Source organism: Puniceibacterium antarcticum, assembly GCF_002760615.1.
GTDB classification, from domain to species: Bacteria; Pseudomonadota; Alphaproteobacteria; order Rhodobacterales; family Rhodobacteraceae; genus Puniceibacterium; species Puniceibacterium antarcticum.
Genome location: NZ_AWWI01000127.1, coordinates 12,130 through 34,385, shown reverse-complemented (window position 1 = coordinate 34,385; position 22,256 = coordinate 12,130). Strand labels below are relative to the sequence as shown.

The 22,256-nt window shown below is 59.3% G+C and carries 20 protein-coding genes and 2 pseudogenes; 12 read left to right on the top strand and 10 right to left on the bottom strand.

Translation table 11 applies throughout. The annotated features are described in order from the left end of the window. Positions 1–494: pseudogene (locus P775_RS29940) on the top strand (P-type ATPase actuator domain-containing protein); the annotation flags it as partial. Here P775_RS29940 and P775_RS19855 read toward each other — a convergent pair. Then, a pseudogene (locus P775_RS19855) lies at positions 482–946 on the bottom strand (IS6 family transposase); the annotation flags it as partial. The pseudogenes P775_RS29940 and P775_RS19855 sit on opposite strands and share 13 nt — an antisense overlap. Positions 947–1,270: 324 nt before the next feature. Then, a complete protein-coding gene (locus P775_RS19850) occupies positions 1,271–2,047 on the bottom strand; it encodes a DeoR/GlpR family DNA-binding transcription regulator (RefSeq protein ID WP_099912627.1) in 777 nt (258 codons plus the stop codon). Between the two features lie 263 nt (positions 2,048–2,310). Here P775_RS19850 and hisN point away from each other — a divergent pair, with 263 nt between their 5' ends. The 10 genes from hisN (at position 2,311) to eutC (ending at position 13,804) form a co-directional block, all read left to right on the top strand. Further along, the gene (gene hisN / locus P775_RS19845) at positions 2,311–3,105 is read left to right on the top strand and encodes a histidinol-phosphatase (RefSeq protein WP_099912626.1); all 795 of its coding nucleotides are present in this window, start codon (positions 2,311–2,313) and stop codon (positions 3,103–3,105) included. A 59-nt stretch (positions 3,106–3,164) separates the two neighbouring features. Further along, complete coding sequence (locus tag P775_RS19840; protein ID WP_099912625.1) at positions 3,165–4,739, top strand: ABC transporter substrate-binding protein; 1,575 nt, start codon at positions 3,165–3,167, stop codon at positions 4,737–4,739. Between the two features lie 68 nt (positions 4,740–4,807). Then, on the top strand, positions 4,808–5,788 hold the full coding sequence (locus tag P775_RS19835) for an ABC transporter permease (protein WP_099912624.1): 981 nt from the start codon (positions 4,808–4,810) through the stop codon (positions 5,786–5,788). Further along, positions 5,788–6,699, top strand: coding sequence for an ABC transporter permease (locus P775_RS19830; RefSeq protein WP_099912623.1), 912 nt, complete (start codon positions 5,788–5,790; stop codon positions 6,697–6,699). Before P775_RS19835 ends, P775_RS19830 begins: the two co-directional genes overlap by 1 nt. A 1-nt stretch (position 6,700) precedes the next feature. Next, the gene (locus P775_RS19825; RefSeq protein WP_099912622.1) at positions 6,701–8,542 is read left to right on the top strand and encodes an ABC transporter ATP-binding protein; all 1,842 of its coding nucleotides are present in this window, start codon (positions 6,701–6,703) and stop codon (positions 8,540–8,542) included. Then, positions 8,535–9,818, top strand: coding sequence for a Zn-dependent hydrolase (locus tag P775_RS19820; protein WP_099912621.1), 1,284 nt, complete (start codon positions 8,535–8,537; stop codon positions 9,816–9,818). Before P775_RS19825 ends, P775_RS19820 begins: the two co-directional genes overlap by 8 nt. Then, positions 9,815–10,744, top strand: a complete 930-nt coding sequence (locus tag P775_RS19815; RefSeq protein ID WP_099912620.1) for a phosphotransferase — start codon at positions 9,815–9,817, stop codon at positions 10,742–10,744. The genes P775_RS19820 and P775_RS19815 overlap by 4 nt, the downstream gene beginning before the upstream one ends. Further along, positions 10,741–11,685: a choline/ethanolamine kinase family protein gene (locus P775_RS19810; protein ID WP_099912619.1), complete on the top strand. Its 945-nt coding sequence runs from the start codon at positions 10,741–10,743 to the stop codon at positions 11,683–11,685. The genes P775_RS19815 and P775_RS19810 overlap by 4 nt, the downstream gene beginning before the upstream one ends. Next, positions 11,685–13,064 (top strand): ethanolamine ammonia-lyase subunit EutB, encoded by a 1,380-nt coding sequence (locus P775_RS19805; protein WP_099912618.1) that lies wholly within the window; start codon positions 11,685–11,687, stop codon positions 13,062–13,064. The genes P775_RS19810 and P775_RS19805 overlap by 1 nt, the downstream gene beginning before the upstream one ends. Positions 13,065–13,084: 20 nt before the next feature. After that, complete coding sequence (gene eutC, locus P775_RS19800; RefSeq protein WP_245875779.1) at positions 13,085–13,804, top strand: ethanolamine ammonia-lyase subunit EutC; 720 nt, start codon at positions 13,085–13,087, stop codon at positions 13,802–13,804. 260 nt (positions 13,805–14,064) lie between these two features. On the opposite strand, the gene P775_RS19795 is transcribed toward eutC, so the two are convergent. Continuing rightward, positions 14,065–14,484, bottom strand: coding sequence for a MarR family winged helix-turn-helix transcriptional regulator (locus P775_RS19795; protein WP_099912616.1), 420 nt, complete (start codon positions 14,482–14,484; stop codon positions 14,065–14,067). 139 nt (positions 14,485–14,623) lie between these two features. Continuing rightward, positions 14,624–15,658, bottom strand: coding sequence for a substrate-binding domain-containing protein (locus P775_RS19790; RefSeq protein WP_245875778.1), 1,035 nt, complete (start codon positions 15,656–15,658; stop codon positions 14,624–14,626). Positions 15,659–15,862: 204 nt separating this feature from the next. Between P775_RS19790 and P775_RS19785 the strand changes: the two genes are divergently transcribed. After that, on the top strand, positions 15,863–17,308 hold the full coding sequence (locus P775_RS19785; protein WP_099912615.1) for an amidase: 1,446 nt from the start codon (positions 15,863–15,865) through the stop codon (positions 17,306–17,308). On the opposite strand, the gene P775_RS19780 is transcribed toward P775_RS19785, so the two are convergent. Genes P775_RS19780 through P775_RS19755 form a run of 6 tightly spaced genes read right to left on the bottom strand, consistent with a single transcriptional unit; the run spans position 17,301 to position 22,221 of the window. Then, a complete protein-coding gene (locus P775_RS19780) occupies positions 17,301–18,092 on the bottom strand; it encodes an urease accessory protein UreD (RefSeq protein WP_245875777.1) in 792 nt (263 codons plus the stop codon). The two genes, P775_RS19785 and P775_RS19780, sit on opposite strands and share 8 nt — an antisense overlap. Beyond that, positions 18,089–18,706, bottom strand: a complete 618-nt coding sequence (gene ureG, locus P775_RS19775; RefSeq protein ID WP_099912613.1) for an urease accessory protein UreG — start codon at positions 18,704–18,706, stop codon at positions 18,089–18,091. The genes P775_RS19780 and ureG overlap by 4 nt, the downstream gene beginning before the upstream one ends. Continuing rightward, positions 18,703–20,406: an urease subunit alpha gene (gene ureC / locus P775_RS19770; RefSeq protein WP_099912612.1), complete on the bottom strand. Its 1,704-nt coding sequence runs from the start codon at positions 20,404–20,406 to the stop codon at positions 18,703–18,705. The genes ureG and ureC overlap by 4 nt, the downstream gene beginning before the upstream one ends. Continuing rightward, positions 20,403–21,077: an urease subunit beta gene (ureB, locus tag P775_RS19765; RefSeq protein WP_099912611.1), complete on the bottom strand. Its 675-nt coding sequence runs from the start codon at positions 21,075–21,077 to the stop codon at positions 20,403–20,405. The genes ureC and ureB overlap by 4 nt, the downstream gene beginning before the upstream one ends. Positions 21,078–21,088: 11 nt before the next feature. Continuing rightward, positions 21,089–21,751 carry an urease accessory protein UreF gene (locus tag P775_RS19760; protein ID WP_099912610.1) on the bottom strand — a complete coding sequence of 221 codons (663 nt, stop codon included), beginning with the start codon at positions 21,749–21,751 and terminating at the stop codon, positions 21,089–21,091. Beyond that, entirely contained in the window at positions 21,748–22,221 is a 474-nt protein-coding gene (locus P775_RS19755) for an urease accessory protein UreE (RefSeq protein WP_099912609.1), read from the bottom strand. The genes P775_RS19760 and P775_RS19755 overlap by 4 nt, the downstream gene beginning before the upstream one ends. Between the last annotated feature and the right edge of the window lie 35 nt (positions 22,222–22,256).

Sequence of the window (22,256 nt, the reverse complement as noted above, 5' to 3'; positions counted from 1 at the left end):
GCACCGGCGCCCTGCTGATCGCTGCCTGGGGCATCAATATTGTCGCGCCGGACGGGGTCGCCCACTGGGCCTTTATACTCGCCACGCTGATCGGAGTTGCGCCGATTGCCTGGCGTGCGCTCAATGCGGCACGTGCGGGTATGCCGTTCACCATCGAAATGCTGATGACCATTGCCGCCACTGGCGCACTTGTCATCAACGCCGCCGAGGAAGCGGCGCTGGTCGTGTTTCTTTTTGCGGTGGGCGAAGTGCTGGAAGGGGTCGCAGCGGACAAGGCACGCGACGGGATCAGGGCGCTGGCGCAGCTTGTTCCCAAGATAGCGCTTTTGGAGACGTCCGGGCGGACGCGTGAGGTGATCGAAGGGGTGTCGGGCGTGGACGAAAGCCCGGTTACGGGCGAAAGCGTGCCAAGCCTGAAAGAGCCCGGTCACGCGGTCTTTGCGGGGTCGATCAACACTGAAGCGGCCCTGCGCGTGCCGGTAGCGTCCGGTGCCAGCGTTTTGATCGGCTTGATGTAGCTGCGTAATTTATCCGTGATCACGACCCTCGGCGCGCCGAACTGAGTGATCAGCCCTTTGAAAAACCGCTTTGCTGCCTTTCCGCTTCTCCGCGTTTGCACAAGTATATCGAGAACCTCGCCATTCGCGCCAATTGTGCGCCACAGCCAATGCTTCTTGCCGCGGATCGGGATCACAACCTCATCCAGGTGCCATTTGTCGTTGGGACGAGGACGATCGCGCCGGATGCAATTCGCAAAATGCCGACCAAATCGATTGACCCATAACCGGACGGCTTCCCGGCTGACAATCACGCCCCGCTCCGCCAGAAGGTCCTCGACGTCAGCCGTGCTCAGCGCGAAGCGATGATAAGCACACACTGCATAAGCGATGATCTCACGTGGAAAACGGAAGCCCTTCAGGCGCGGCAGACTGGTTGGTATTTTCATGGAGTACGCCATAGCCCGATTAGGCAAGCCAGACAATTTGGCAATGCCAGACAAGCCCTTGACCGGCGCTGATAGCCGCAGTCATCGATAGGGCAGGGGGGCAAGGTATGAATCGCACCTGGCTTGCGCTGGCAGACAAGATCAGGCCGCTGTCGGGAGATCCTACGGGGCGCGCGAAGGAACCAAAACCATGCTAACCGTCTCCAAGGCAGGAGGCCCAGGCGCGAGATGATCAGGCCACGATCGTCGCCACTATAATTCTCCTCCATGTGCTCGACCTCAACGCTGATGGTCAGTTGTTCGAGGCGCCAGTCGGTTTCCCCATCACCTCACATCTGTCTCATGAGGCCGAGCGAAATGAACTTCGCCACGGGGGAGAGAAAAGCCCCGATCCGCTTTTGAGTCAGTGATCAGATGATCGACTTCTTCCGGGCGGCATATCGCAACGCGGCTCTCCATAGTGAGCTTGTCCGAGTGACAGAGCATGATGCAACTTTTCGAGCACCTTATCATCCGACGGGCGACTTCGGCCTCGTGCAGTTCATAGTCGGTCGCGCCACGCGTCGGATGGAAGCCAACTGGAGAGATCACGGCAAAATCCGCAAGAAATCGGTCCACTTCGGAAAGTGTGAGTTCGCCGTATGTTGCCGGGACCTCGGCATGCGGTTTGCCACCGAGCAGCAACACTTCCAGGTTTCCCGTTGGGGCAACCAGTTTTGCGATCTCGATCGAATTCGTGATGATCCGAACGTCACGGTGGAATAATATCTCGCGCACGAAAGCGAGCGTCGTGGTGCCGGCGTCTATAAACAGTGTCGATCCGGGTTGAATGTGCGCAGCGGCCTCTTTGCCGATATCACGCTTTGCGTCGGCATTTGCAGTCAAACGATCTGAGAACGCGGGTTCCGGTGCGATCTGTCGGCCCGACAACACAGCGCCGCCGTGGACACGTTTGAGAGTTCCGCACTCCTCAAGGTCGAGAAAGTCGCGGCGGATGGTTTCGCGGGAAACGGACAGCAAGTCAGCTAAAACTCTCGTGTTCACTTTCCCGCTTTTCGACAGCTCTTCTATGATTCTGGAATGGCGCTCGTGCGTCCACATGACTCGTTCTCCGTTTTCGACACGTCTTGCCTGTCTCGCTGTGCAAATCCACAAATTTATTTGAATTTGTGGATTTTATGGCATTAAAAGACATATTATGACAGTATTTACCTCATTATCTCCCATATTTAGCGTAAAAACAGAGCACAATGTGGGAAGTCGTGCTTTTGTGTTGTTTTGTGTGGATTTTTGCTGAGCCTGGCTGCAGCTTGGATTCAATCGGCCCATGGGCCTGAGGAATGCCAAACTGATGAGAGGTGAAGATGCTCGATTTGCGAGATGCCTTGGAATTTGCCAACCAAGCAGCCGATGGGGCCGGCGAAATCGCGCGCTCTTACTTTCGACATGCGTTGCAGGTTGAACACAAGAGTGACGACAGCCCGGTTACGGTCGCGGATCGCGGAATCGAGACCTTTCTTCGCGAACAAATAGAGCGGGCATATCCAGAGCACGGAATTTTCGGTGAAGAGCACGGTGTGCAAAACCTTGACCGGGAGTTCGTGTGGGTCGTGGATCCGATCGATGGCACAAAAAGCTTTGTAACTGGCCACCCGCTTTTTGGCGGCCTCATGGCGCTGTTGGAACATGGTGAACCGCAGCTTGGTCAAATCGACATGCCCGCCATTGGCGAGCGTTGGAGCGGTATAAAAGGTGCCGACACAACTTTGAACGGCAAACCTGTGACGACAAGCGAGTGCAAACATCTGGCATCTGCCTATGCCTACACCACTGATCCGATCTTGTTCTCGGGCGAAAAGACACCGGTTTACGACATGCTGCGTGACCGTGTGCGTCTGCTTCGGTTTGGCGGGGACTGCTATAATTACGCCCTGCTGGCCTCAGGTTTTTGCGATCTCGTGCTGGAAACCGGACTCGAGCCCTATGACTATCTTCCCGTCGTGCAGATTGTGCGCGGCGCAGGCGGAGTGATTTCCGATTGGAACGGAGATCCACTCAACGTTGGATCTTCTGGCGATGTCCTGGCCTCTGCCACACCCGAATTGCACGCAGAAATGCTGAGAGAGCTGGCTTTGCTGCGCGCGGCCCAAGCGGCGTAAAGACCGCAATTTTCCAAATCATCAAAGGCCCCAGCGGGCCACAACAGGAGAGTGACACAATGGAAAGACGAGATTTCCTTCGCTACGGCATGATGGCGGGTGCCTCGGCGGCCGCTATGCGCCTTAATCCCGAATTTTTCTTCAGTTCGGCCTTTGCACAGGAGGCGCGCCCGCTGACCTTTCTGTCGGCTGAGAACATCACAGGTAACTGGGACCCGATGGCGCATACGACGCTGTCGCAGTTCAACATCGAAGGCTTCATCATGGGGTTCCTCACCCGGTCGCCGATGATGCCAGATAACCCCGATGAAGTGGTCTATGAACTTGCCACCGAGCTCAACCTCATCGACGCGACCCATCTTGAGATCAAGCTGCGCGAGGGTGTGACGTTTCACGACGGCGAGCCTTTCTCGGCTAAGGATGTCAAGGCGACCTTTGAATATGGTGCACAGCCGGAACGCGCGCGTCAGGTCTATCCGGGCTTTGCAGACACGTTTGAGGTCACAACGCCCGACGATTACACCGTGATCGTGGACACGACCAAAGGCGGATATGGCGCGGCGATGTTCATCTTCCTTGCCTCTTATCTTCCGATCATGTCCATCAAGGACATCGAAGGCGGTCCGAACGGCGCGCTGTCTCAGCGACTGAACGGCACTGGCCCTTTCAAGTTCGTAGAGCAGGATGGCAACGACACCGTCATGGAAGCCTACGCGGATTATTTCCGTGGCACACCCAAGGTGCCGGGCGTGCGGTTCTCTTTCGTGGGGGATTCCACCACACGCATGCTGTCGCTGATGAACGGTCAGGCCGACGTGATCGAACGCCTCGAACCGGAACAGGTCGAAACGCTGCAGGGCGAAGACGGCATTGTTCTCAACCGGGCCGTCTCTGTGGAAAACAAATACCTTTGGTTCCGCTGCTCCAAGCCACCGTTTGACAACCCGCTGCTGCGCAAGGCGGTCTGTCACGCCATCGACCGCAGCATCATCCTTGATGTCATGGGGACCGCAGGGGAGCCGTCGTCCAACTTTGTCTCCCCGATTAAGTTTGGCTACATCGCGCTGGACAACTACCCGGAATACGATCCGGAAGAATGCCAACGCCTGCTGGCCGAAGCGGGCTATCCGGGCGGGCAGGGTCTGCCAGAGATCGAATACATCACCTCCACGGGCTTTTATCCCAAGACGAAGGAATATGGCGAGGTCATCACCGCGCTTCTTCAGGAGCAGGGTTTTCCCGTGACGCTCAACGTGATGGAAGTCGCGGCGTGGAACGAACGCCTGTATGACCGTCCGGGCGGTGGTCCCGGCCACATGATTGACTGCGGCTGGACCAGCGCCTCCCCCGAGCCAGATCTTGTTCTGCGCACTCACTTCCACTCCACCTCAAAGCGCATTTGCGGGATCGACGATGCGGAAATCGACGCAGCACTTGATGCCGAGCGCGATGCGCCTTCGCTTGAAGCCCGCAAAGAGAGCCTTCAGACCAATCTGATGCCTCTGCTCGCCGAAAAGGTGCCTGCCTACAGCCTGTTCACTTCCGTGCTAATGCATGGGGTGCGCGCCGACGTGAAGGACCTCTTCATCTATCCGGACGGGACAATCGACGCCTCTGAGGCAACCAGGGCCTGATCACGCCAAGCCGGAGCCCGACTATTCCGGGCTCCGGCCTTTTTTCGAAAAACCTACCGGAGGGACCGATGTTCATCGCCAGTTTTCTCGCGCGAAGGCTATTTCAGGGCGCACTGATTGTTCTCCTTGTTTCTGCCATCATCTTCACTTTGCTGCGCGTCGTTCCCGGGGATCCTGTCCGCCTCATGGCCGGAGGGATGGCGCCAGAGGCGCTGATAGAACAGATCGCAGAGGACATGGGCCTGCGGGATCCGATCTATCAGCAATTTGGACGTTATGTCGGCGGCATGCTTCAGGGCGATCTGGGCCAAAGCTTTGTACGCCCGGCGAATGGGGCCTCTGTCGGTGGAGCAAGTTTTGACGACAATACCCGCAGCGAGCGTGCCGAGGTCTGGGACTTGATCGCCAATACCGCACCGATGACATTGCAACTGGCCCTTTTGGCCATGGTTTTCGCGCTCATCATCGCTGTCCCGATCGGGGTGTGGGGCGGGCTCAGGCCTGGGGAGTTCCCAGACAGGTTCGCCCTGTATCTGTCGTCTGTATTCGTCAGTCTGCCGAATTTCTGGCTTGGGATCGTCCTTGCCTTGGTTCTCTCGGTCAAGCTGAAGCTCCTTCCGGCGATTGGGTATGACGGGTTTGCCTACACAATTCTGCCCGCTCTTGTTCTGGCCGTGGAAATTGCTCCCTTCATCATCCGCACATTGACCGTCTCGGTTGCCGGGGTGATGGGGCAGAATTTCATCGACATCGCTGCGGTGCGGGGTCTCACCCGGAACCAGATCATTTTTCATCATGCGCTGAAAAACTCGGCTGTGCCGCTTCTGAATTTGCTGGGCGTGCAATTTTCGATGCTTTTGGGGGGTGTTCTCGTGATCGAGTTTATTTTCGACTACCCGGGCCTTGGCCTTCTGACGATTAACGCAGTCATGCAACGTGACTTCCCCCTGATCCAAGGTATCGCCATCGTCACCGCCGCCGCATTCGTGCTGATCAACATCGTTGTCGACCTGTGTGCGACAGCGATTGACCCGAGGCTGGAATACTGATGAGCTATCTTGAAATCACCCCTGACCTCTCAACCCCGCGCAAGGAACGCAAGATTGCCGCGCGCATCTGGTCCGAAGCCTTTGCCTCGGTCGAGTTTAAGATTGGCCTCGTCGTCTTTGTCATCCTGTTACTGTCGGCTATCTTTTATCCGATGTTTTCCGGGATCGACCCGACAAAGATGAACATCTCTGCCAAGCTCTCGCCGCCAGTGTTCTTTGGTGACGGCTGGAGCTGGGTTCACCCCCTCGGTACCGATCAGCTGGGGCGCGACATGCTTTCACGCGCGCTGGTCGGTTTGCGGTATTCGTTGTTGATCGGCGTTTCGACCACGGTTGTCATGCTGGCTGTCGGGGCATTGGTGGGCCTGTTCTCGGGATATTTCGGCGGCAGTGTCGATACCGTTCTTATGCGGCTGACCGATGCACAGCTTTCTATCCCGATGATTATTCTTGCGATCACCATCTTGGGTGTTTCGCGCCCTACGATCCCTTCCATCATCCTCGTGTTGGGTCTTGCGGGTTGGCCTGTCTATGCGCGGGTGATGCGATCAACTGTCATGTCCGAGCGCAAGAAAGAGTTCGTGCGCGGCGCGATGGTGTTGGGCGCGACCGATTGGCGGATTATGTTTTCGCTCATCCTGCCACTGGTCCTGCCGCCCATCGCCTTTGTCGCGGTTCTGGATATCGCGCGCATGATGATCTTTGAATCCGTGCTCGGATTTTTAGGGCTCGGGGTGCAGCCGCCAACGCCGACCTTTGGCAATATTATCGCTGATGGGCGCAAATATCTGATGAATGCATGGTGGATCGCCACGATGCCGGGTGTGTTCCTTGTGCTGACACTGACCTCGATCAACTTGATGGGAGCAGCACTCGAAAGGGCGCGAAACAAGATTTACGGAGGTGCATGACATGGCTCTTGATACGGCACATTCGACCGAGGCCCTTCTGTCCGTGCGGGGGCTGACAGTGACCCTGGAAAGCGAGGGGAAAACCCGAGCCATTCTTGAGGACATCAGTTTCGACCTAAAACCACGCGAAATTTTGTCCGTGATCGGGGAAAGCGGATCAGGCAAGACAGTGCTTGCACGCGCACTGGTGAGCTGGCTTTCGGCCCCGCTCAGGGTCACCTCGGGAGAGGTGCTGTTCAGCGGTAGCGACCTGATCGCCGACAAGGCCTATGCAAAAAGCCTAGCAGGCCGGGAAATCGCCTATGTGGGCGGCAACCCTGCGGGCGCGCTTGATCCGACGATGACGGTGGGCGCGCAACTCGTCGAAAAACTGCGCGCCGTACGCCCCGATATTTCGGCGGCGGATGCCAAGGAAAAGGCTATTCGACTGCTTGGCGCGGTCAAAATTCCGTCTGCCGAGAGACGCTATCACGAATATCCGTTCCAGTATTCTGGCGGGATGATGCAACGGGTCATGATTGTGGATGCGCTGATTTCCGATCCCGCTCTTCTGATCGCCGACAACATCACACAGCCGCTTGATGTGACGGTGGCGGCGCAAATCCTCAAGCTGATGCGCGAGCTGAACGCAGATTTTTCGACCGCCATCCTTTTTATCTGCTCCTCGCTGCCGGTGGCCTGCGATGCGGGCGACGAGGTGATGGTGCTGCATGCAGGCCGCGTGGTGGAACGCCAGAGTTCGGCAAACCTTGTCGCCAAGCCCGAACACACCTACACGCGCCAGCTGATCGAAGAGCTGCCAACCCTTTGGGCCGACGACCGGAAAGGGCGGGACACGCCCCCGAACCGCGATCAACAGGCGATCATGTCCGTGCGAGGTGTTGCCAAGTATTACGCGACCAGAGGCAAGACCGGAAAGGCGCTCGTGCAGGCCGTACGTAATGTCGAGTTCGACGTCTTTCCGGGCGACAACTTTGGCATTGTCGGAGAGTCTGGTTGCGGTAAATCCTCGTTGTTGCGTCTTTTGACAGGGCTGGAACGTCCTGATGCGGGATCTATCTTTTTCGAGGGTGAAAATGTTGGCGAGGCGAGCTCTAAACGCCTGCGTGCCTTGCGACGTCACTTCCAGCTTGTCCTGCAAGATCCCTATGGTTCGCTGCCGCCGCAATCTGCAATCGGCTCAATTCTCGAAGAACCGCTGAAAATCCATGGCATTGGTGACCGCAAGGAACGCCGCGAACGTGCCCGCGCTGCGATGAGCGAAGTCGGCCTGAACGAGGCGCTCTACGACAGCCTGCCCACCGGGCTGTCCGCAGGCCAGCGCCAGCGCCTGAACGTGGCAAGGGCGATGATCCTTGAGCCGCGTTTGCTGATCATGGATGAAACTCTGTCGGCGCTGGATCAGACCGAACAGGGCAAGCTTCTCGATCTGTTCGAGCGGCTGCAGGCGCAGCATGGATTTACTTATATCTTCATTTCGCACGACCTGACCATGGTCCGCAGGGTCTGTTCGCGCATCGCGGTGATGTATCTGGGGGAAACCGTCGAGGTGGCGCCCAACGAACGGCTGTTCTTTGATCCGGGCCACCCCTATAGCCGGGCGCTTCTCTCGGCAGCTCCGACTCTGGAAGAACGCCGTTATCGTCCCGAAGATTGCCTTTTGGAAGGCGAGCCGCCCTCGCCGATTGACCTGCCGCCCGGTTGTGCCTTTGCCAGCCGTTGCCCGCATGTGTTTGAACGCTGCCACAAGGAAAACCCTGCACTTACGAGCCGTGGCAATCACGCCCTCGCGGCTTGCTTTCTCGATAGCAATACCGGAGCCAAGGATAGCATCCATGACTGAGAGATGTGACATACCTCGTATCGACACCACGCTGCTGCACGCGCTGATGGAAAAAGTGTCGGAGTTCGGGGACACTGCTGATGGGGGCGTGGACCGCCCCGTGCTGACCGATGATCACAAGGCGGCCCGTGACTGGTTCTGCGGCGAACTAAGCAGCCGTGGTTACAAGGTGCTCGTCGACGATATCGGCAATGTCTTCGGGCGGCTGGATCTGGCTGGTCCCGACGCGCCAGTTGTGATGATCGGTTCGCACCTCGACAGCCAGCCAAAAGGCGGACGCTTTGACGGTGCCTATGGTGTCGTCGCGGCACTGAGCGCTGTCGAGACCTGGCGCAAGGAAGTCACGGAGCGCGGTATCACGCCCAGCTGCAATTACGTGATTGTAGACTGGATGAACGAGGAAGGCGCGCGGTTTCAGCCCTCACTTCTAGGCTCCTCTGTCTATGCCGGATCGCTGACCCGGGATTTTGCGCTCTCGCGAATGGATCGCGATGGCAAAACAGTCGAGCAAGAGCTGCGGCGCACCGGTTACATGGGCAGTGACCCGGCACCGAGACCCGATTGCTACCTAGAAGTCCATATCGAGGGTGACAGCGAAATGGAAAAGGCCGGAGCGCGGATTGCCCCCTTTATCCGACATTGGGGAGCGCTGAAGGTCCGTATCGAAGTGACCGGCAAGCAGAATCACACCGGCCCGACCCCCATGAACGAACGTCAGGATGCCGTACTGGGCGCAGCCTACATCATCGCCAAGGTAAGGGAGCTGGCCGATACCGCTGCAGATACGCTCTACACCTCTGTGGCCCGCGTCGATATCTCACCGAACTCGCCCAATATCGTGCCGGGCAAGGCTGTGCTTTTCGCCGAACTGCGCGCGCCTGAACCCGATATGCTGGACTGGTCCGAGGCGGAATTGCGTGCGGCGTTGCCTGTTCTGGCACAGAAGGCAGCTGTCTCTGCTGAAGTGGTCGCGGTGGACCGACGCCCGGCGGGTCGGTTCGACAGCCGCCTTGTCAGCCTTGCCGAAGCGGCGGCTGATGATTTTAGCTATCCTAAGATGCAGCTTGATACGATTGCCGGCCACGATGCCGTTGCCGTGAATGCGACACTGCCCGCGATTGTCATCGCGGTGCCCTCTGTGAACGGCGTCATTCACCGCAACGATGAATACACTTCCCCTGAGGATCTCGCTGCTGGTGGCGACGTGCTCGTGAACATGATCCGCCGGATTGATCTGGCAGGTGGATCTTTGGACAAAGCAGCAGGTGCGATATGACCGGACTGGTTAGCGATGAGATGATGAAAGAGGCCGTCGTCTCGGCCGGTTTTTCGATGGAGGGGGCAAAGGCTGGACCTGCCGCGCTGGCCTCTCCCAGTTGCCAGGCGCTCGACAGCCGTTCGGTTCTGACCGGGGCGGCTTTTATCAAGCGATTGCATCCGGAGATGCGGGCAGGGATAGATTTTGAGCGCTCGGTTCAGATGGCCACTCAGGCTGGTGAGGTTGGTGCTGGACCGAAGGTTCTCTGGAGCAATGCCGATATGGGCGCCGTCGCGATGGACCCTCTTGATGCAGGCTGGATCACAGCCCGCCAGCATGATCTCCAGAATTCCGAAGTCATTGCTGCGGCCATGAGCGCGATAAAGGCACTGCACGGGACTGCGGGTCTGCCGGGCCGTTTTGACGCCTTTGCACGGATCGACGCGTTGATGGAAGCGCACCGGGCCGAAGGCGTTGAGCTGCCGCATGACATTCTTTGGCTGCGCCGCGTGATCGGCATGGCCCAAGGCTTGCTTGGCGGTTCCCCCCTTGTGCCCTGCCGCAATGATGGTGCGTCCTCCAATCTCATGGTCGGGCCGGAGGGGCAGGTCCGGTTGGTGGATTACGACACTGCGGGAATGAACGATCCCATGTATGATGTTGGTTGTCTTCTGGCCGAGATGACAGACCACGAGCGCGACATGAGGGCGGGGTTCGTCGCCTATGCTGGCGTGTTTGATGAAGTTCTCTTTGCGCGTGCACGGCTGTGGTCTCATGCGGACGATATGCTGCAGGCACTTTGGGCGCGGCTCATGGCGCGTCGCTCGGAACGCAAGGCCGTCGAATGGATCAAATACGGTGAATGGCGCCTGTTGCGCCTGCGCTTGTCTTTGGGCCATCCGCAATTCGAAGAGAAAATCCGCATTACGGGAGAGGCAGCATGATGATGAAACCTCTGGGCAGTGCGAGTGATCCGATGGAAGACACCATCGAAACGATGATCCGTGACGCGGCGCTCTTTGGCGGCGGTGTCGGCCTGGTCTACGGGCCTGTGTCCGGCGGTATTTCAAACGAAAACTGGCGGGTGCAGGATCCGAAGGGTGCAGGCGACTGGTTCGTGAAGGTGCCCGGAAACGGCACTGAAATGTTCATCGACCGTGCGACCGCGCTTGAAGCCTCTCAGAAAGCCGCCGCCGCAGGGCTAGGCCCTCGTGTTTATGACGACCTCGCCGATAGGGGCGTCGAGATCAACGATTTTCTTGCCGACCGCCGCCCGTCGAACCATAGCGATTTTGCCGATATTGATATGTGCAAGGCGGCGATCGGTGCCTATCGTACGCTGCACGGGCTTCCGGCGCTTGGCCTGACCAAGACGGTATTCGACATGATCGACGAACATCTCGGGCAGGTGCGCGATCTGGGGGCGCCTATGTATAGGGATGGCGACTGGGTCTTGCTCAACACGGAGCTTGCAAGGGACGCCATACACGCCTCTGGTCTGGATCTGGTGACGTCGTTCAACGACCCGATGCCTGGCAACTTCATGATCGGTGGCGACAGGTCCATCATGCTGATCGACTATGAATACGCCTCGATGAACGACCGCTGCTACGACCTCGGCATCTGGTTTGGCGAGATGTTCTTTTCCCCGGAAAGAGAACTTGAGCTGATCGAGGAGTATTTCGGTGAGGTCCGCCCGGACATTGTCGCTCGGGTAACGGTGCACAAGGCGCTTGCTGATGTGAAATGGTGCTTGTGGTCTATGGTTCAACTAAAAGTGTCGCGCCTAGGTTTTGATTTCCACAAATACGGAATGTGGAAAAAGATGCGGGCGCGCTCCATCATGGAACATCCCGACTGGGCAACCTGCCTGCGGAGGCTGTGATGCCCACCTATTGCGCGACCGCGCGCGCGGAGCGGTTTACCTTCAGCTCTCTGGCTCATGTCCTTGCAGCCGCGACACCGGAAAAATCAGGTGACCAATTGGCAGGGATCGCCGCAAACAGCGCGCTCGAACGTGTCGCGGCACGCCGTGTCCTGCTTGATCTGCCGCTTAAGACTTTTCTCAATGAAGTCGTCATTCCCTACGAAACCGACGAGGTGACGCGGCTTATTTTGGACACGCATGACGCCGCGGCCTTTGCCCCCTTTTCGTCAATGACTGTCGGGGAGCTGCGCGACTGGCTGCTGTCACCGGTGGCCACGGCACAGACGTTGACCGCAGCAGCGCCCGGCTTTACGCCGGAAATGATCGCCGCAGTGTCCAAGCTCATGCGCAATCAGGACCTCATCCGTGTCGCACGAAAAGCCGAGGTCATCACCGCCTTTCGCAACACGATCGGGCGCAAGGGCACGCTTGCTACGCGTCTTCAGCCCAACCACCCCGCAGACGATCCGATGGGAATTGCGGTGGCCGTGCTGGACGGTCTCTTTTTCGGGGCGGGCGATGCGGTGATCGGCATCAACCCGGCGTCAGACAACATCGCGAATTGCCATAGCCTGCTGTCGTCTCTGGATGATATCCGCGCACGTTTCGACATTCCCACCCAGACCTGCGTCCTGACGCATGTGACGAATGCGATTGAACTGCTTGAGGCAGGCGCGCCCGTCGATTTGATCTTCCAGTCCGTGGCGGGCAGTGAGGGCGCAAATGAAGGTTTTGGCATATCGCTGTCTTTGCTGGGTGAAGCTCATGAGGCGGGTCTGGCCGCTGCTCGTGGGACAGTTGGTCAGAATGTCATGTATTTCGAAACGGGGCAGGGGGCGGCCCTGTCAGCCGACGCCCACCATGGCGTGGACCAGCAGACCCTCGAAGCCCGGGCATACGGCGTTGCACGCGCCTTTAATCCGATGTTGGTCAACACGGTGGTCGGGTTCATTGGGCCCGAATACCTTTATGACGGAAAACAGATCATTCGGGCGGGGCTGGAGGATCACTTCTGCGGTAAGCTTCTTGGCCTACCGATGGGAGTCGACGTCTGCTACACGAACCATGTTCAGGCAGATCAGGACGACATGGATACGCTGGCGACTCTGTTGGCCTGTGCGGGCGTGAATTTCCTAATCACCGTGCCAGGAGCCGATGACGCGATGCTGGGGTACCAGAGCCTTGCCTTTGAAGACATTGACTATCTGCGCGAAATTTCAGGACTGAAAGCCGCGCCGGAGTTCGATGTCTGGCTGCGCAGGGTCGGTTTGGGCGGACATTCCGGTGCTCTGCCCAATCCTGCAGATTTTATCACGAAAATGGGGCTGATGGCATAATGGGATCTCTTGAGAAACGCTTGACCTCGCTCAAGACTATGACGCCTTCGCGTGTTCGTCTGGAGGCAGAGGGGGGCCCCTATCCGCTGTCCCGGCTTATGGCCTTTCAGGAAGATCACGCCGCTGCACGCGATGCCATTTTTAGAGCGCCCGATTGGCAAAGCCTAGAAACGGACCCCTCGATGGTCACGCAGCGTGTCAAAAGCCGCGCCCAGAATAGGGCGGTCTATCTCAAAAGGCCCGATCTTGGCCGTCGGCTCGCGCAGGGCACCCACCTTGAACGCACGCATCCGGCCCTCGCGATTGTCATTGCGGATGGATTGTCACCGCCTGCGCTTTCGGCTCATGCCGCTCCATTGGTTCACGGCCTGAGGGCGGTCTGCCAAATCGCGAAAAGCGCGCCGATCTTTCTTGCAGAGCAAGCTCGCGTCGCAATCGGCGATGAGATAGGAGCCATGACGGGGGCTGAATTGGTGCTGGTTCTGATTGGCGAGCGTCCGGGGTTGACGGTGTCAGACAGCCTTGGAGCCTATCTTTCCTGGAAACCAAACATTGGCACCCGTGACAGTTCACGAAACTGCGTGTCGAATATCCACGCAAACGGCGGCTTATCTTATGCTGTTGCTGCGGCGCGGCTTGCGTGGCTTATATCGCGTGCAAGGGATATCGAGACAACAGGGATAGGCCTCAAAGACAATAGCCCTGAGCTCAGCGTCATAGCAGGGCGAACAGCGCTATAAATTACATTGCCGCTCAGGATGGCTTTGTTGATGGCGTGGATGCCCCTCGTAACGGATATAGAAAAATACCGCTTACACGACGACGGATTTGAGGTAGTGGCTGCCTTTGAAATCAATTGTCTCCATCTGATACCTACCCGCCAATTCAAAGGGCGGCTTGTATCAAAGCTTGGTAACCAAGCCCAAAATCAAAAAATTTGCGACAGAACCTTCCCAACCGGTGCAACCTAGCGTAACAACACGCGAACGGTCCGTTTGGATCAGATCCCAATATCGGACAGGATACGGCACACATCGCCAAGCTCGTCCGCGCTGAACGCTTCGGCGACATGCTTTTCATGGTCATCACCGACGCCTTCAAGCTGTCGGCACATCGCAACGCCGTTCGATGAGAGCGCCACGCGCACCTTGCGACGGTCCTTATCATCGGGAACGCGGAAGACCAGCGTTTCGCGCACCATTCGGTCGATGATCTTGGTCAGTGTCGCCGGTTCCACCAGCACGCGCTCGGCCAGACGGCCCATCGGCAGCGGGCTTTCTTCTTCAAGAGATTTGAGCACGCGGTATTGTTCTAGGGTGATGCCATTCGCGCCGAGGCGCTTTGACAGATCTTCTTCGATCAGGCGATTGGCTCGCGAGATCAAATAGCCCAGCTGCTCGGTGAACTTCGGGTCTGCCATTGTGCCTCCGCAAATAACCTGAATACTAATAATTAGATCTTTAGCACCCACGGGTGCAGTAATCCATAACATTTAAAACGGCGACTATTGCCACTCAGAATCTTGGCGGCGCAAATGTCACACCTGAGAACGGCAAAGTTCAGGTGAAGAAAGACCGCCTGACAATGAAATCGACCCCGTCGGCTTCGGCCAACCGCACCCCCGCATCGGCATGCCCAATCATCCTGTACGCATGATCGCGCTGAAGACGCGGGCGCAGGAAATGCGCCATGCTCGATCCATCAACGCGTCCCACCTGCCGCGCCATCGCTGCAACCAGATAGATCGCGTCGTAGCATTGGACCGCATTGGCGGTCATCATCGGGCGCTGCCCCGAAAAGCAGGCATCGTATTTTTCGACCAGCGAATCACGGTCCAGACCGCGGCTTGTGTCAAAATAAGATTGCGCAGCAAACAGGTTTTCGGTGCCGCTGTCGGCCAGCGCGAGCAGCTGCGTTTCGTCAAAGGCAAGGTTCAGCCGGATGATATTGCCGCTCAGACCGTCATCCGCAAAGGCCCGGTTGAAGCAGACAGAATCCTCACCCAACATCGCGATTACAACAACGTCGGGCCGGGTCTGCCGGATTTTTTCAAGAACCTGATCATAATCTCTCTGGCCCAGAGGCAAAAGCGCTGCACCAACAAAAGTGCCGCCTGCCCTCTGCACCGCCTCACTGGTGGTACCATGGGCAACGCGGGGCCAGATGTAATCGTTGCCGACAAAGAAAAAACGTTTCGCGCGGCGGTGAGTGGTCATCCAGTCCAGACTGGGATTGAGCACCTCACTGTCGGTGATGCCAAGCTGGGCCGTGCCTGGCCCGCAAAATCCGCCCTCGTAATGCGGCGTATAGATATAAGGGGCAAGCCCGTTCAACCCACGCCTTACGGCAGACCGAAGATTGCTGGATTGCAGGCCTATGACGGCGTCCACATTCTCATCCAGCGCCAGCCGCTGTGCTGCCCTGAAGGCGCTGGCTGGAGACTCTCCCGAGTCGATCTGGACAAGTTCGATCTCTTGGCCAAGCACGCCTCCACCGACGTTCAGCTCTGCAGCGGCAAGCAGCGATGCCCCCTGGCAGCCAAGGGTCCAGAGTCCAGCCAGCCCTTCGTGTGAGAGGATCAAACCGATTTTCATGGGTTCTATCAGTAGCGCAGGTTGAATTTCCCCACAATTTTTGCAGAGGGTCGCAACCGCTTTTCAAGCTCACTTGCCTGTTTCCTGTGCGCTTAGCTCTGCCTTTTTGTTCACGCGATGTCGATACGCACTTCCGCTCGATGCATGCTTGCATTTTATTTATTATCCATTTCAAATATTGCAAAATATAGAAGGTATCCCCCCATGAACGTGCCCATAAAAGTAATAGACCTATCCACCCGCAACATCCCGGACCTGACGCTGACCGAGACCAGCGCGCTGATCGCGGGCGGCCAGGCGACCCCGCTTGAGGTCACGCAGGCGGTGCTGGCTCGTGTCGATGCGGTTGAATCCAAGCTCACCGCCTTTATCACGCTGACGCGTGACCGGGCGCTGGAACAGGCCGAAATCGCCACCCGCGAGCGCGCCACCGGGCTTAACCGGGGACCTCTGCATGGCATTCCCTTCGCGCTCAAGGACCTGTGCGAGACTGATTTTGCCCCGACATCCGCCGGGCTTGCGTTGCTGAAGGACAATCAGACCGGGCGCAACGCCACCGTGACGACCCGGCTGGAACAGGCGGGCTGCGTCATAATGGGCAAGCTAGGCATGACCGAGGGCGCCTATTCAGGTCACAACGACAAGATGGTGGTCCCGAAAAACCCATGGAACCCTGCCTGCTGGGCCGGATCGTCCTCTTCGGGATCAGGTGTGTCGGTCGCGGCGGGCATGGCGTTCGGCGCGACCGGATCGGACACGGGCGGGTCGATCCGCTTTCCTTCGGGCTGCAATGGGATCACCGGGATGAAGGGCACCTGGGGGCGTGTCAGCCGCCATGGAGTGTTCGCGCTGGCCGACAGTCTGGATCACGTAGGACCGATGGCGCGCAGCGCCGAGGATTGCGCCGCGATCCTTTCGCTCATCGCAGGACCCGACGTCAACGACCCCACCGCACTGATGGCGCCGGTGCCAGACTACCTTGCCGCCTGCAAGGGGGCGATCCATGGAATGCGTATTGGCGTGGACCGCGCGGCGGTGATCAACGAGGCCTCCCCAGAAACGGCGGCGGTCATCACCGAAGCCATCGCGGTCTATGAATCCCTTGGGGCACAGATCGTTCCTGTGTCCTTCCCCTGGCCATCCGATGCGGTGGATCAGTGGACGGTGCTCTGCGCAATCGAGGTCGCGCTGGCCCATCAGGGCCGTTTCCCCGAACAGCGGGACGGCTACGCGCCACATCTGAGCGAACTTCTGGACTACGGACTTGGTCTGAGCGCGAAAGAGGTTGGCGAGGCAATGCAGTGGCGGCTGGTCTACAACGGCTCGGTTGCGCAGGCGATGCATGGGCTGGACATGGTGCTGTTCCCGATCACTAGCGCGCCGATGCCTGAGCTGGACAACCCTTACGGTGCGCCGTCGGCGGGCAAGAACGAAAACCTTGGCGACATGCTGAAATTCACTGCCCCTGCGGATTTCACCGGATTTCCGTCGCTGACCCTGCCTGGCGGGTTTGACAGCCGCGGTGCGCCGATCGGCTTTCAGCTGATGGGCCCGGCGCTGACGGAATCCAGCCTTTTCAAGGCGGGCGCGGCGTTCCAGCGGGTGACCGACTGGCATACGCGCCGACCCGATCTGTCACAGTTCATGTAAGGCGACCGCGAATCTGCCGGAAGGCGCGGTCAAGCGCGCCTCCGGTCCGGGCCGAAATACGCAGGATCACGCCCGCGCCACCACGCGCTGCGCCGCTGGCGGCATAACAGTCCTCAAGCGCGAGCGGTCCTGCCGGAAACACCGCAGCATAAGCGCCCGGGTCGCCCAGAAGCATGACCGTGCCGAATGCTGTGGCGCCACCGTCCAGCTGTGCAAGCGCCAGAAGATCGGCTTCGGTCGCGTACTGGTGATCGCGTAACAGGATCTGGCCCTCCGAGTCTGACACGATCATGTCGGACTGCCAAAATCCACACCTATCCTCGGCCATTGGCGAATGGCGGCAGAGACCATCAAACACCACGGCACGCGCGCCGGCGGCCAGCGTCAGCTCGACCCGCTGGCGCAATCTCGCTCCGGGCATCATCACATTTGGGTCCGGTAGATGGCGCAAGATCGCATCCGGTTCTGCAATCAACGCCCAGTCGGAACGGGCCACACGCCCGCGCCGTGCGTCAGCGTGGACCATCAGCGCGCCTGCGCTTACCAGATCCAGCTTTGCTCCTTCCTGCACCGTCACTTGATGCCGCCAGTGATCGCCGGGCAGCAACGCCGCACCTGCGCATTGCGGCAACACCGTAAGCGGCCCTTTCAGGCCATCCCGCCTATAGCCGCGCTGAAGCGACCAGGGCCATTCGATATGCCGCGCCAAGATCGCCGTGCCGCCATCGGATGCAAGACCGCAGGTCAGCGACATCTGTGGAAGAGCCTCGGCAAGATCCTTCACTTGAACAGAACCTCGCGGCGCAAGTGGGCGACCACATCCGCCACGCCGTCCCCCTTGCGGCAGATTGTAGGCAGCACCGGCGCACCGCTGCGCACCATCCGTGCCTCGGCCAGCATCTTTGGAAAATCGACGCCCACATGGGGCGCAAGATCGACCTTGTTGATGATCAAAAGGTTGGCCTGCAAGATCCCCGGCCCCTTCTTGCGGGGAATGTCATCGCCCCCCGCCACATCGATCACGAACATCCAGAAATCCACAAGGTCGGGCGAAAAGGTCGAGGCGAGGTTGTCGCCGCCGGATTCGATCAGGATCAGGTCCAGCCCCGGAAAATCGGCTTCAAGCCGGTCAGCGGCGGCCATGTTCAGCGTCGGGTCTTCACGGATCACCGTATGGGGACAAGCCCCGGCCTGCACTGCGCGCACCCGGTCGGGGGGCAGTTTGCCACCCCGGCGCAAACGTTCGGCATCCTCGTCCGTCACCAGATCGTTGGTGATCACGGCGGTGTCGATGCCCGCGTCTGCCAGCTCTTGCAGCATCGCTTCGATCAGGGCGGTTTTGCCAGATCCGACCGCAGACCCGCCCGGCCCGCCGATGCCCACGCGCGCGGCGGTCATCGCAGGAAATACCGGCGGGCGAGCGGCACCTCGCGTGCCGGCTCCACGATCATGGGCACGCCGTCGGCTTCAACCTCAAATGTTTGCGGATCAACCGTAATTTTCGGCAGCGCGGCATTGCGAATCATGTCCTGCTTTCCCAAGCCACGAGTGTTCTTGATCTGGAGGAAATCCTTTTGCACACCCAGCTTTGCTTGTGTGCCGGCCTCGATGGCGAGTTTTGAGACAAACGTCACCCCAAGCCTGTGTTTGGCGCTGCCCAGAGATCCCCACATCGGGCGGTGGATCATCGGTTCAGCTCCGGAAAAGCTGCCGTTGCCGTCTCCCATCGTCGCCCAGACGATAGTGCCAGACTTGATCACGGTTGTGGGCTTGGCCCCAAAGAAGGCGAACGGCCAAAGCACGATATCGGCCATCTTGCCCGGTGCAATGCTGCCGACTTCGTGGTCGATCCCTGCCGCGATGGCCGGGTTGATCGTGTATTTCGCGATGTAGCGCAGAATGCGCTGGTTGTCCGCACGTGCGGTGGTCTCTTCGGGCAGGCGCCCCACACGGTCCTTCATCACCGAGGCAAGCTGCCAGCATTTCGCAAGGTTCTCGGCAAGTCTGCCCATGCCTTGCGTGTCGGTCGCAAAGATCGAAATCGCGCCCATGTCGTGCAGCATATCCTCGGCGGCCATGCTTTGCGGACGAATTCGGGCTTCGGCAAAGGCCACGTCCTCAAGCAGATCAAAGCTCATCATGTGGGCGAGCATGGTCATCGGAACACCCTCTTCGAGGGCAGGCAGCGTGTAAGGGTTGGTTGGGTTGGTCGATGAGGGCAGCACATTTGGATAGCCATTCACGACGAGTATATCAGGGGCATGGCCACCCCCCGCGCCTTCGGTGTGGTACATATGGATGGACCTGCCCGCGATGGCCTCCATCGTGGTTTCGTAAAACCCGAATTCGTTGATCGTGTCAGTGTGCAGATGCACCGAAAAATCGGCCCTGTCCGCAGCGGTCAGCGTGCCGTCCAGCACCGCCGGAGAGGCGCCAAAATCCTCGTGAATCTTGACACCAAGTGCGCCGCCGCTGACGCTTTCGGCAACCGCTTCGGGATTGGAATTGCCGCGCCCGAGAAAGCCAAAGTTCAGCGGGTATTCATCCGCCGCCTCAATCAGCTTGCCCAGCACGTTGGGCCCCGAGCAGCTGACATCGAAATTCGGGCCCGGGGACATGCCGATCATTGTCGTGCAGCCCCCGGCCAGCGCGTGATGGCATTGTTGCGGCGACAGGAAATGGGCATGCGCCTCGATCGCGCCGGCGGTGACGAAATGGTTGTCGCCATGCACCACGGTGGTGTTTGGGCCGGTGATCATACCGTCGGTCACACCGTTCATGATGTCGGGATTCCCGGCCTTGCCGACCCCGACGATGCGCCCGTCGCGGATGCCGATGTCGCCCTTCACGATGCCAAGGCAGGCGTCGATTATGACGGCATTCATGATCACCATGTCCAGAGCGCCATTCGCCGCCGTGCCAGTGGTGCAGAACCCTTCGCCATCACGCATGACCTTGCCCGCCCCTGCGGTCAGTTCGTCGCCGGGGTGGGTATGGTCGTATTCGACTTCGGCCAGAAGAGAGGTGTCGCCAAGGCGCACCATGTCACCCGCGGTGGGGCCGTAGAGCCTTGCATAGGCTTCGCGTGTCAATTTCATTCCATGTACCCCCGCGCTTTGGCCGTCTTGAGGGCGGCGGCAAGCCCGCCTTCGATTGGCCCTTCGGTCAGCCCGGCAAAGCCGTGCACAATTCTTTTGCCGCCGTAGGGGACAAGCACGACCTCTTTCTCGATCCCGGGATCAAAGCGTTCGCCCCCACCCGAGGGGCGGTCGAGACGCATGCCAAAGGCCGCTTCTCGGTCAAATGACAGCGCCGGGTTAACCTCAAAGAAATGCGCATGAGAGCGGACCTGGATCGTACGGTCACCGGTGTTCAGCACCATCAGGCTGCGCGCAGCGCGGCCTGCGTTGATCTCGATCTCGCCACTTGCCGGGATGACCTCGCCGGGGATCGGATCGTCGGGGGCGGGGGCGATGGGGTCAAAGACGGTGATCAGCTTGGTGCCCTCGGCCATCGACACCTCGACCGAGAAGGTTTTCAGCATATGCGCAACGCCAGGTTCAACCTGCGCGGCGGTCAGGATTGTCGAGGCATGGCTGATGATCGCGCTGTGGGTGTGGCCAAGCCGGGCAAAGGTTAGCAACTCGTCCGCCAGCAATGCCACCGCTTCGGGATGGGCAAGGCGGATGCCTTTCGACAGATAGCGCCGGGCGAGGTCGGCAGCCGTATAGATGGTCAGACGTTCAAGTTCTGTGGGGGTCAGGTGCATGTCTGCCTCTGTCAGTTGATAAAGAGCCGCCCCGACACCGGGCGCATCAGCGCCACGTCAGACAGCGGCATGAATCCCGACGGCAGATCACCGTCTTTGGGCAGGTCCGAGGCCAGTTCCGCAATCAGCGGGGCAAGTGCCAGAAGGTCGCGCTGTGTGGTGATCGCACCCGACACGCCCAGCCTGACGGCAGTGGAAAAAGCCCCGCGTGCCATGCCATAAGCCGATGCGGCAAGCGCCCCGCTCAGATCCAGTCCGCATCCGCGCATAAACGCCCCATGCGCGGGCGCGAAATGACCGATGCCGTTCTGGTGGGCTAGCAAGGCACCGTCGTCCAGTCCGATGCGCAGCGCGCGGGCCGACGCAAACAAGGCGTCGCCCGCCTGCAGGGAATGGCGTCTGAGCTGTTCCAGCGGCATCAGCGTGTCGATGGTTTCGAACCAGTAGCCCAGGGCAGTGTCCCTTCGCTGGTAGCCGCCCGCAAGCGCGACCCTGTCAAAGCGATACCAGCGGCTGCGCAGCTCTGTGGCGATCCAATCGCCAAGCGATTGTCGGCTCACCTGATTGTCTGCCAGCGCGCCTTCCAGCCCCCAAGAAAAGGCGAAGACGCCGCTGGGAAAGCCGCTGTCTGCAAGCTGCATGGCGCGGATGACAGAGGGCGTGCTCTGGTTCATTCTGGGCCCATGATTTCAAAATCCGCAAGGCCATGCAGGTCGCGCAGCCGGTCAAGGTAGCGCTCGGATGGGCCGTCCAAGATGATGTCCATGACGCCATCGCCGAACACGACCTTCCAGTGCAGGTTGCCGCACCAGTGTCCCAGCCGCATGGCGTCGCTCACTGTTGCCGGTCGCAGGCGCATCCGCGCCGCGCCGTCGATCCGCACCACAATCGCCAGCTGCCCGTCATGGAAGAGGACCGCGCCGTCGCGCAGAGCCTGTTCACGCGGTAGCGCGATGGCGCAATCCCGGCCCCGGTCGGTGGCAAGGCGCAGACGCTTTCGGGCTGCGCCCGCCTCAGGGATAGAAATATATTCCAGTGCGCCCTTATGATCCAGCACGTGCAGCAAGTCGTGCCATTCGGGCTCTGATGCCAGCCCCAGAACCGTTTGCAGCATCAGCGGAGCCGAGGGCGAATGATCGTTCATTTTTACAATCCTTCGGGAAAAGGGCCCGCCCCCAT

Excerpts from the sequence above, each read along its gene's own strand:
- P775_RS19850 (WP_099912627.1), bottom strand. The coding sequence starts at position 2,047 with ATGTGGACGCACGAGCGCCATTCCAGAATCATAGAAGAGCTGTCGAAA.
- hisN (WP_099912626.1), top strand. The coding sequence starts at position 2,311 with ATGCTCGATTTGCGAGATGCCTTGGAATTTGCCAACCAAGCAGCCGAT.
- P775_RS19840 (WP_099912625.1), top strand. The coding sequence starts at position 3,165 with ATGGAAAGACGAGATTTCCTTCGCTACGGCATGATGGCGGGTGCCTCG.
- P775_RS19835 (WP_099912624.1), top strand. The coding sequence starts at position 4,808 with ATGTTCATCGCCAGTTTTCTCGCGCGAAGGCTATTTCAGGGCGCACTG.
- P775_RS19830 (WP_099912623.1), top strand. The coding sequence starts at position 5,788 with ATGAGCTATCTTGAAATCACCCCTGACCTCTCAACCCCGCGCAAGGAA.
- P775_RS19825 (WP_099912622.1), top strand. The coding sequence starts at position 6,701 with ATGGCTCTTGATACGGCACATTCGACCGAGGCCCTTCTGTCCGTGCGG.
- P775_RS19820 (WP_099912621.1), top strand. The coding sequence starts at position 8,535 with ATGACTGAGAGATGTGACATACCTCGTATCGACACCACGCTGCTGCAC.
- P775_RS19815 (WP_099912620.1), top strand. The coding sequence starts at position 9,815 with ATGACCGGACTGGTTAGCGATGAGATGATGAAAGAGGCCGTCGTCTCG.
- P775_RS19810 (WP_099912619.1), top strand. The coding sequence starts at position 10,741 with ATGATGATGAAACCTCTGGGCAGTGCGAGTGATCCGATGGAAGACACC.
- P775_RS19805 (WP_099912618.1), top strand. The coding sequence starts at position 11,685 with ATGCCCACCTATTGCGCGACCGCGCGCGCGGAGCGGTTTACCTTCAGC.
- P775_RS19795 (WP_099912616.1), bottom strand. The coding sequence starts at position 14,484 with ATGGCAGACCCGAAGTTCACCGAGCAGCTGGGCTATTTGATCTCGCGA.
- P775_RS19790 (WP_245875778.1), bottom strand. The coding sequence starts at position 15,658 with ATGAAAATCGGTTTGATCCTCTCACACGAAGGGCTGGCTGGACTCTGG.
- P775_RS19785 (WP_099912615.1), top strand. The coding sequence starts at position 15,863 with ATGAACGTGCCCATAAAAGTAATAGACCTATCCACCCGCAACATCCCG.
- ureG (WP_099912613.1), bottom strand. The coding sequence starts at position 18,706 with ATGACCGCCGCGCGCGTGGGCATCGGCGGGCCGGGCGGGTCTGCGGTC.
- ureC (WP_099912612.1), bottom strand. The coding sequence starts at position 20,406 with ATGAAATTGACACGCGAAGCCTATGCAAGGCTCTACGGCCCCACCGCG.
- ureB (WP_099912611.1), bottom strand. The coding sequence starts at position 21,077 with ATGCACCTGACCCCCACAGAACTTGAACGTCTGACCATCTATACGGCT.
- P775_RS19760 (WP_099912610.1), bottom strand. The coding sequence starts at position 21,751 with ATGAACCAGAGCACGCCCTCTGTCATCCGCGCCATGCAGCTTGCAGAC.
- P775_RS19755 (WP_099912609.1), bottom strand. The coding sequence starts at position 22,221 with ATGAACGATCATTCGCCCTCGGCTCCGCTGATGCTGCAAACGGTTCTG.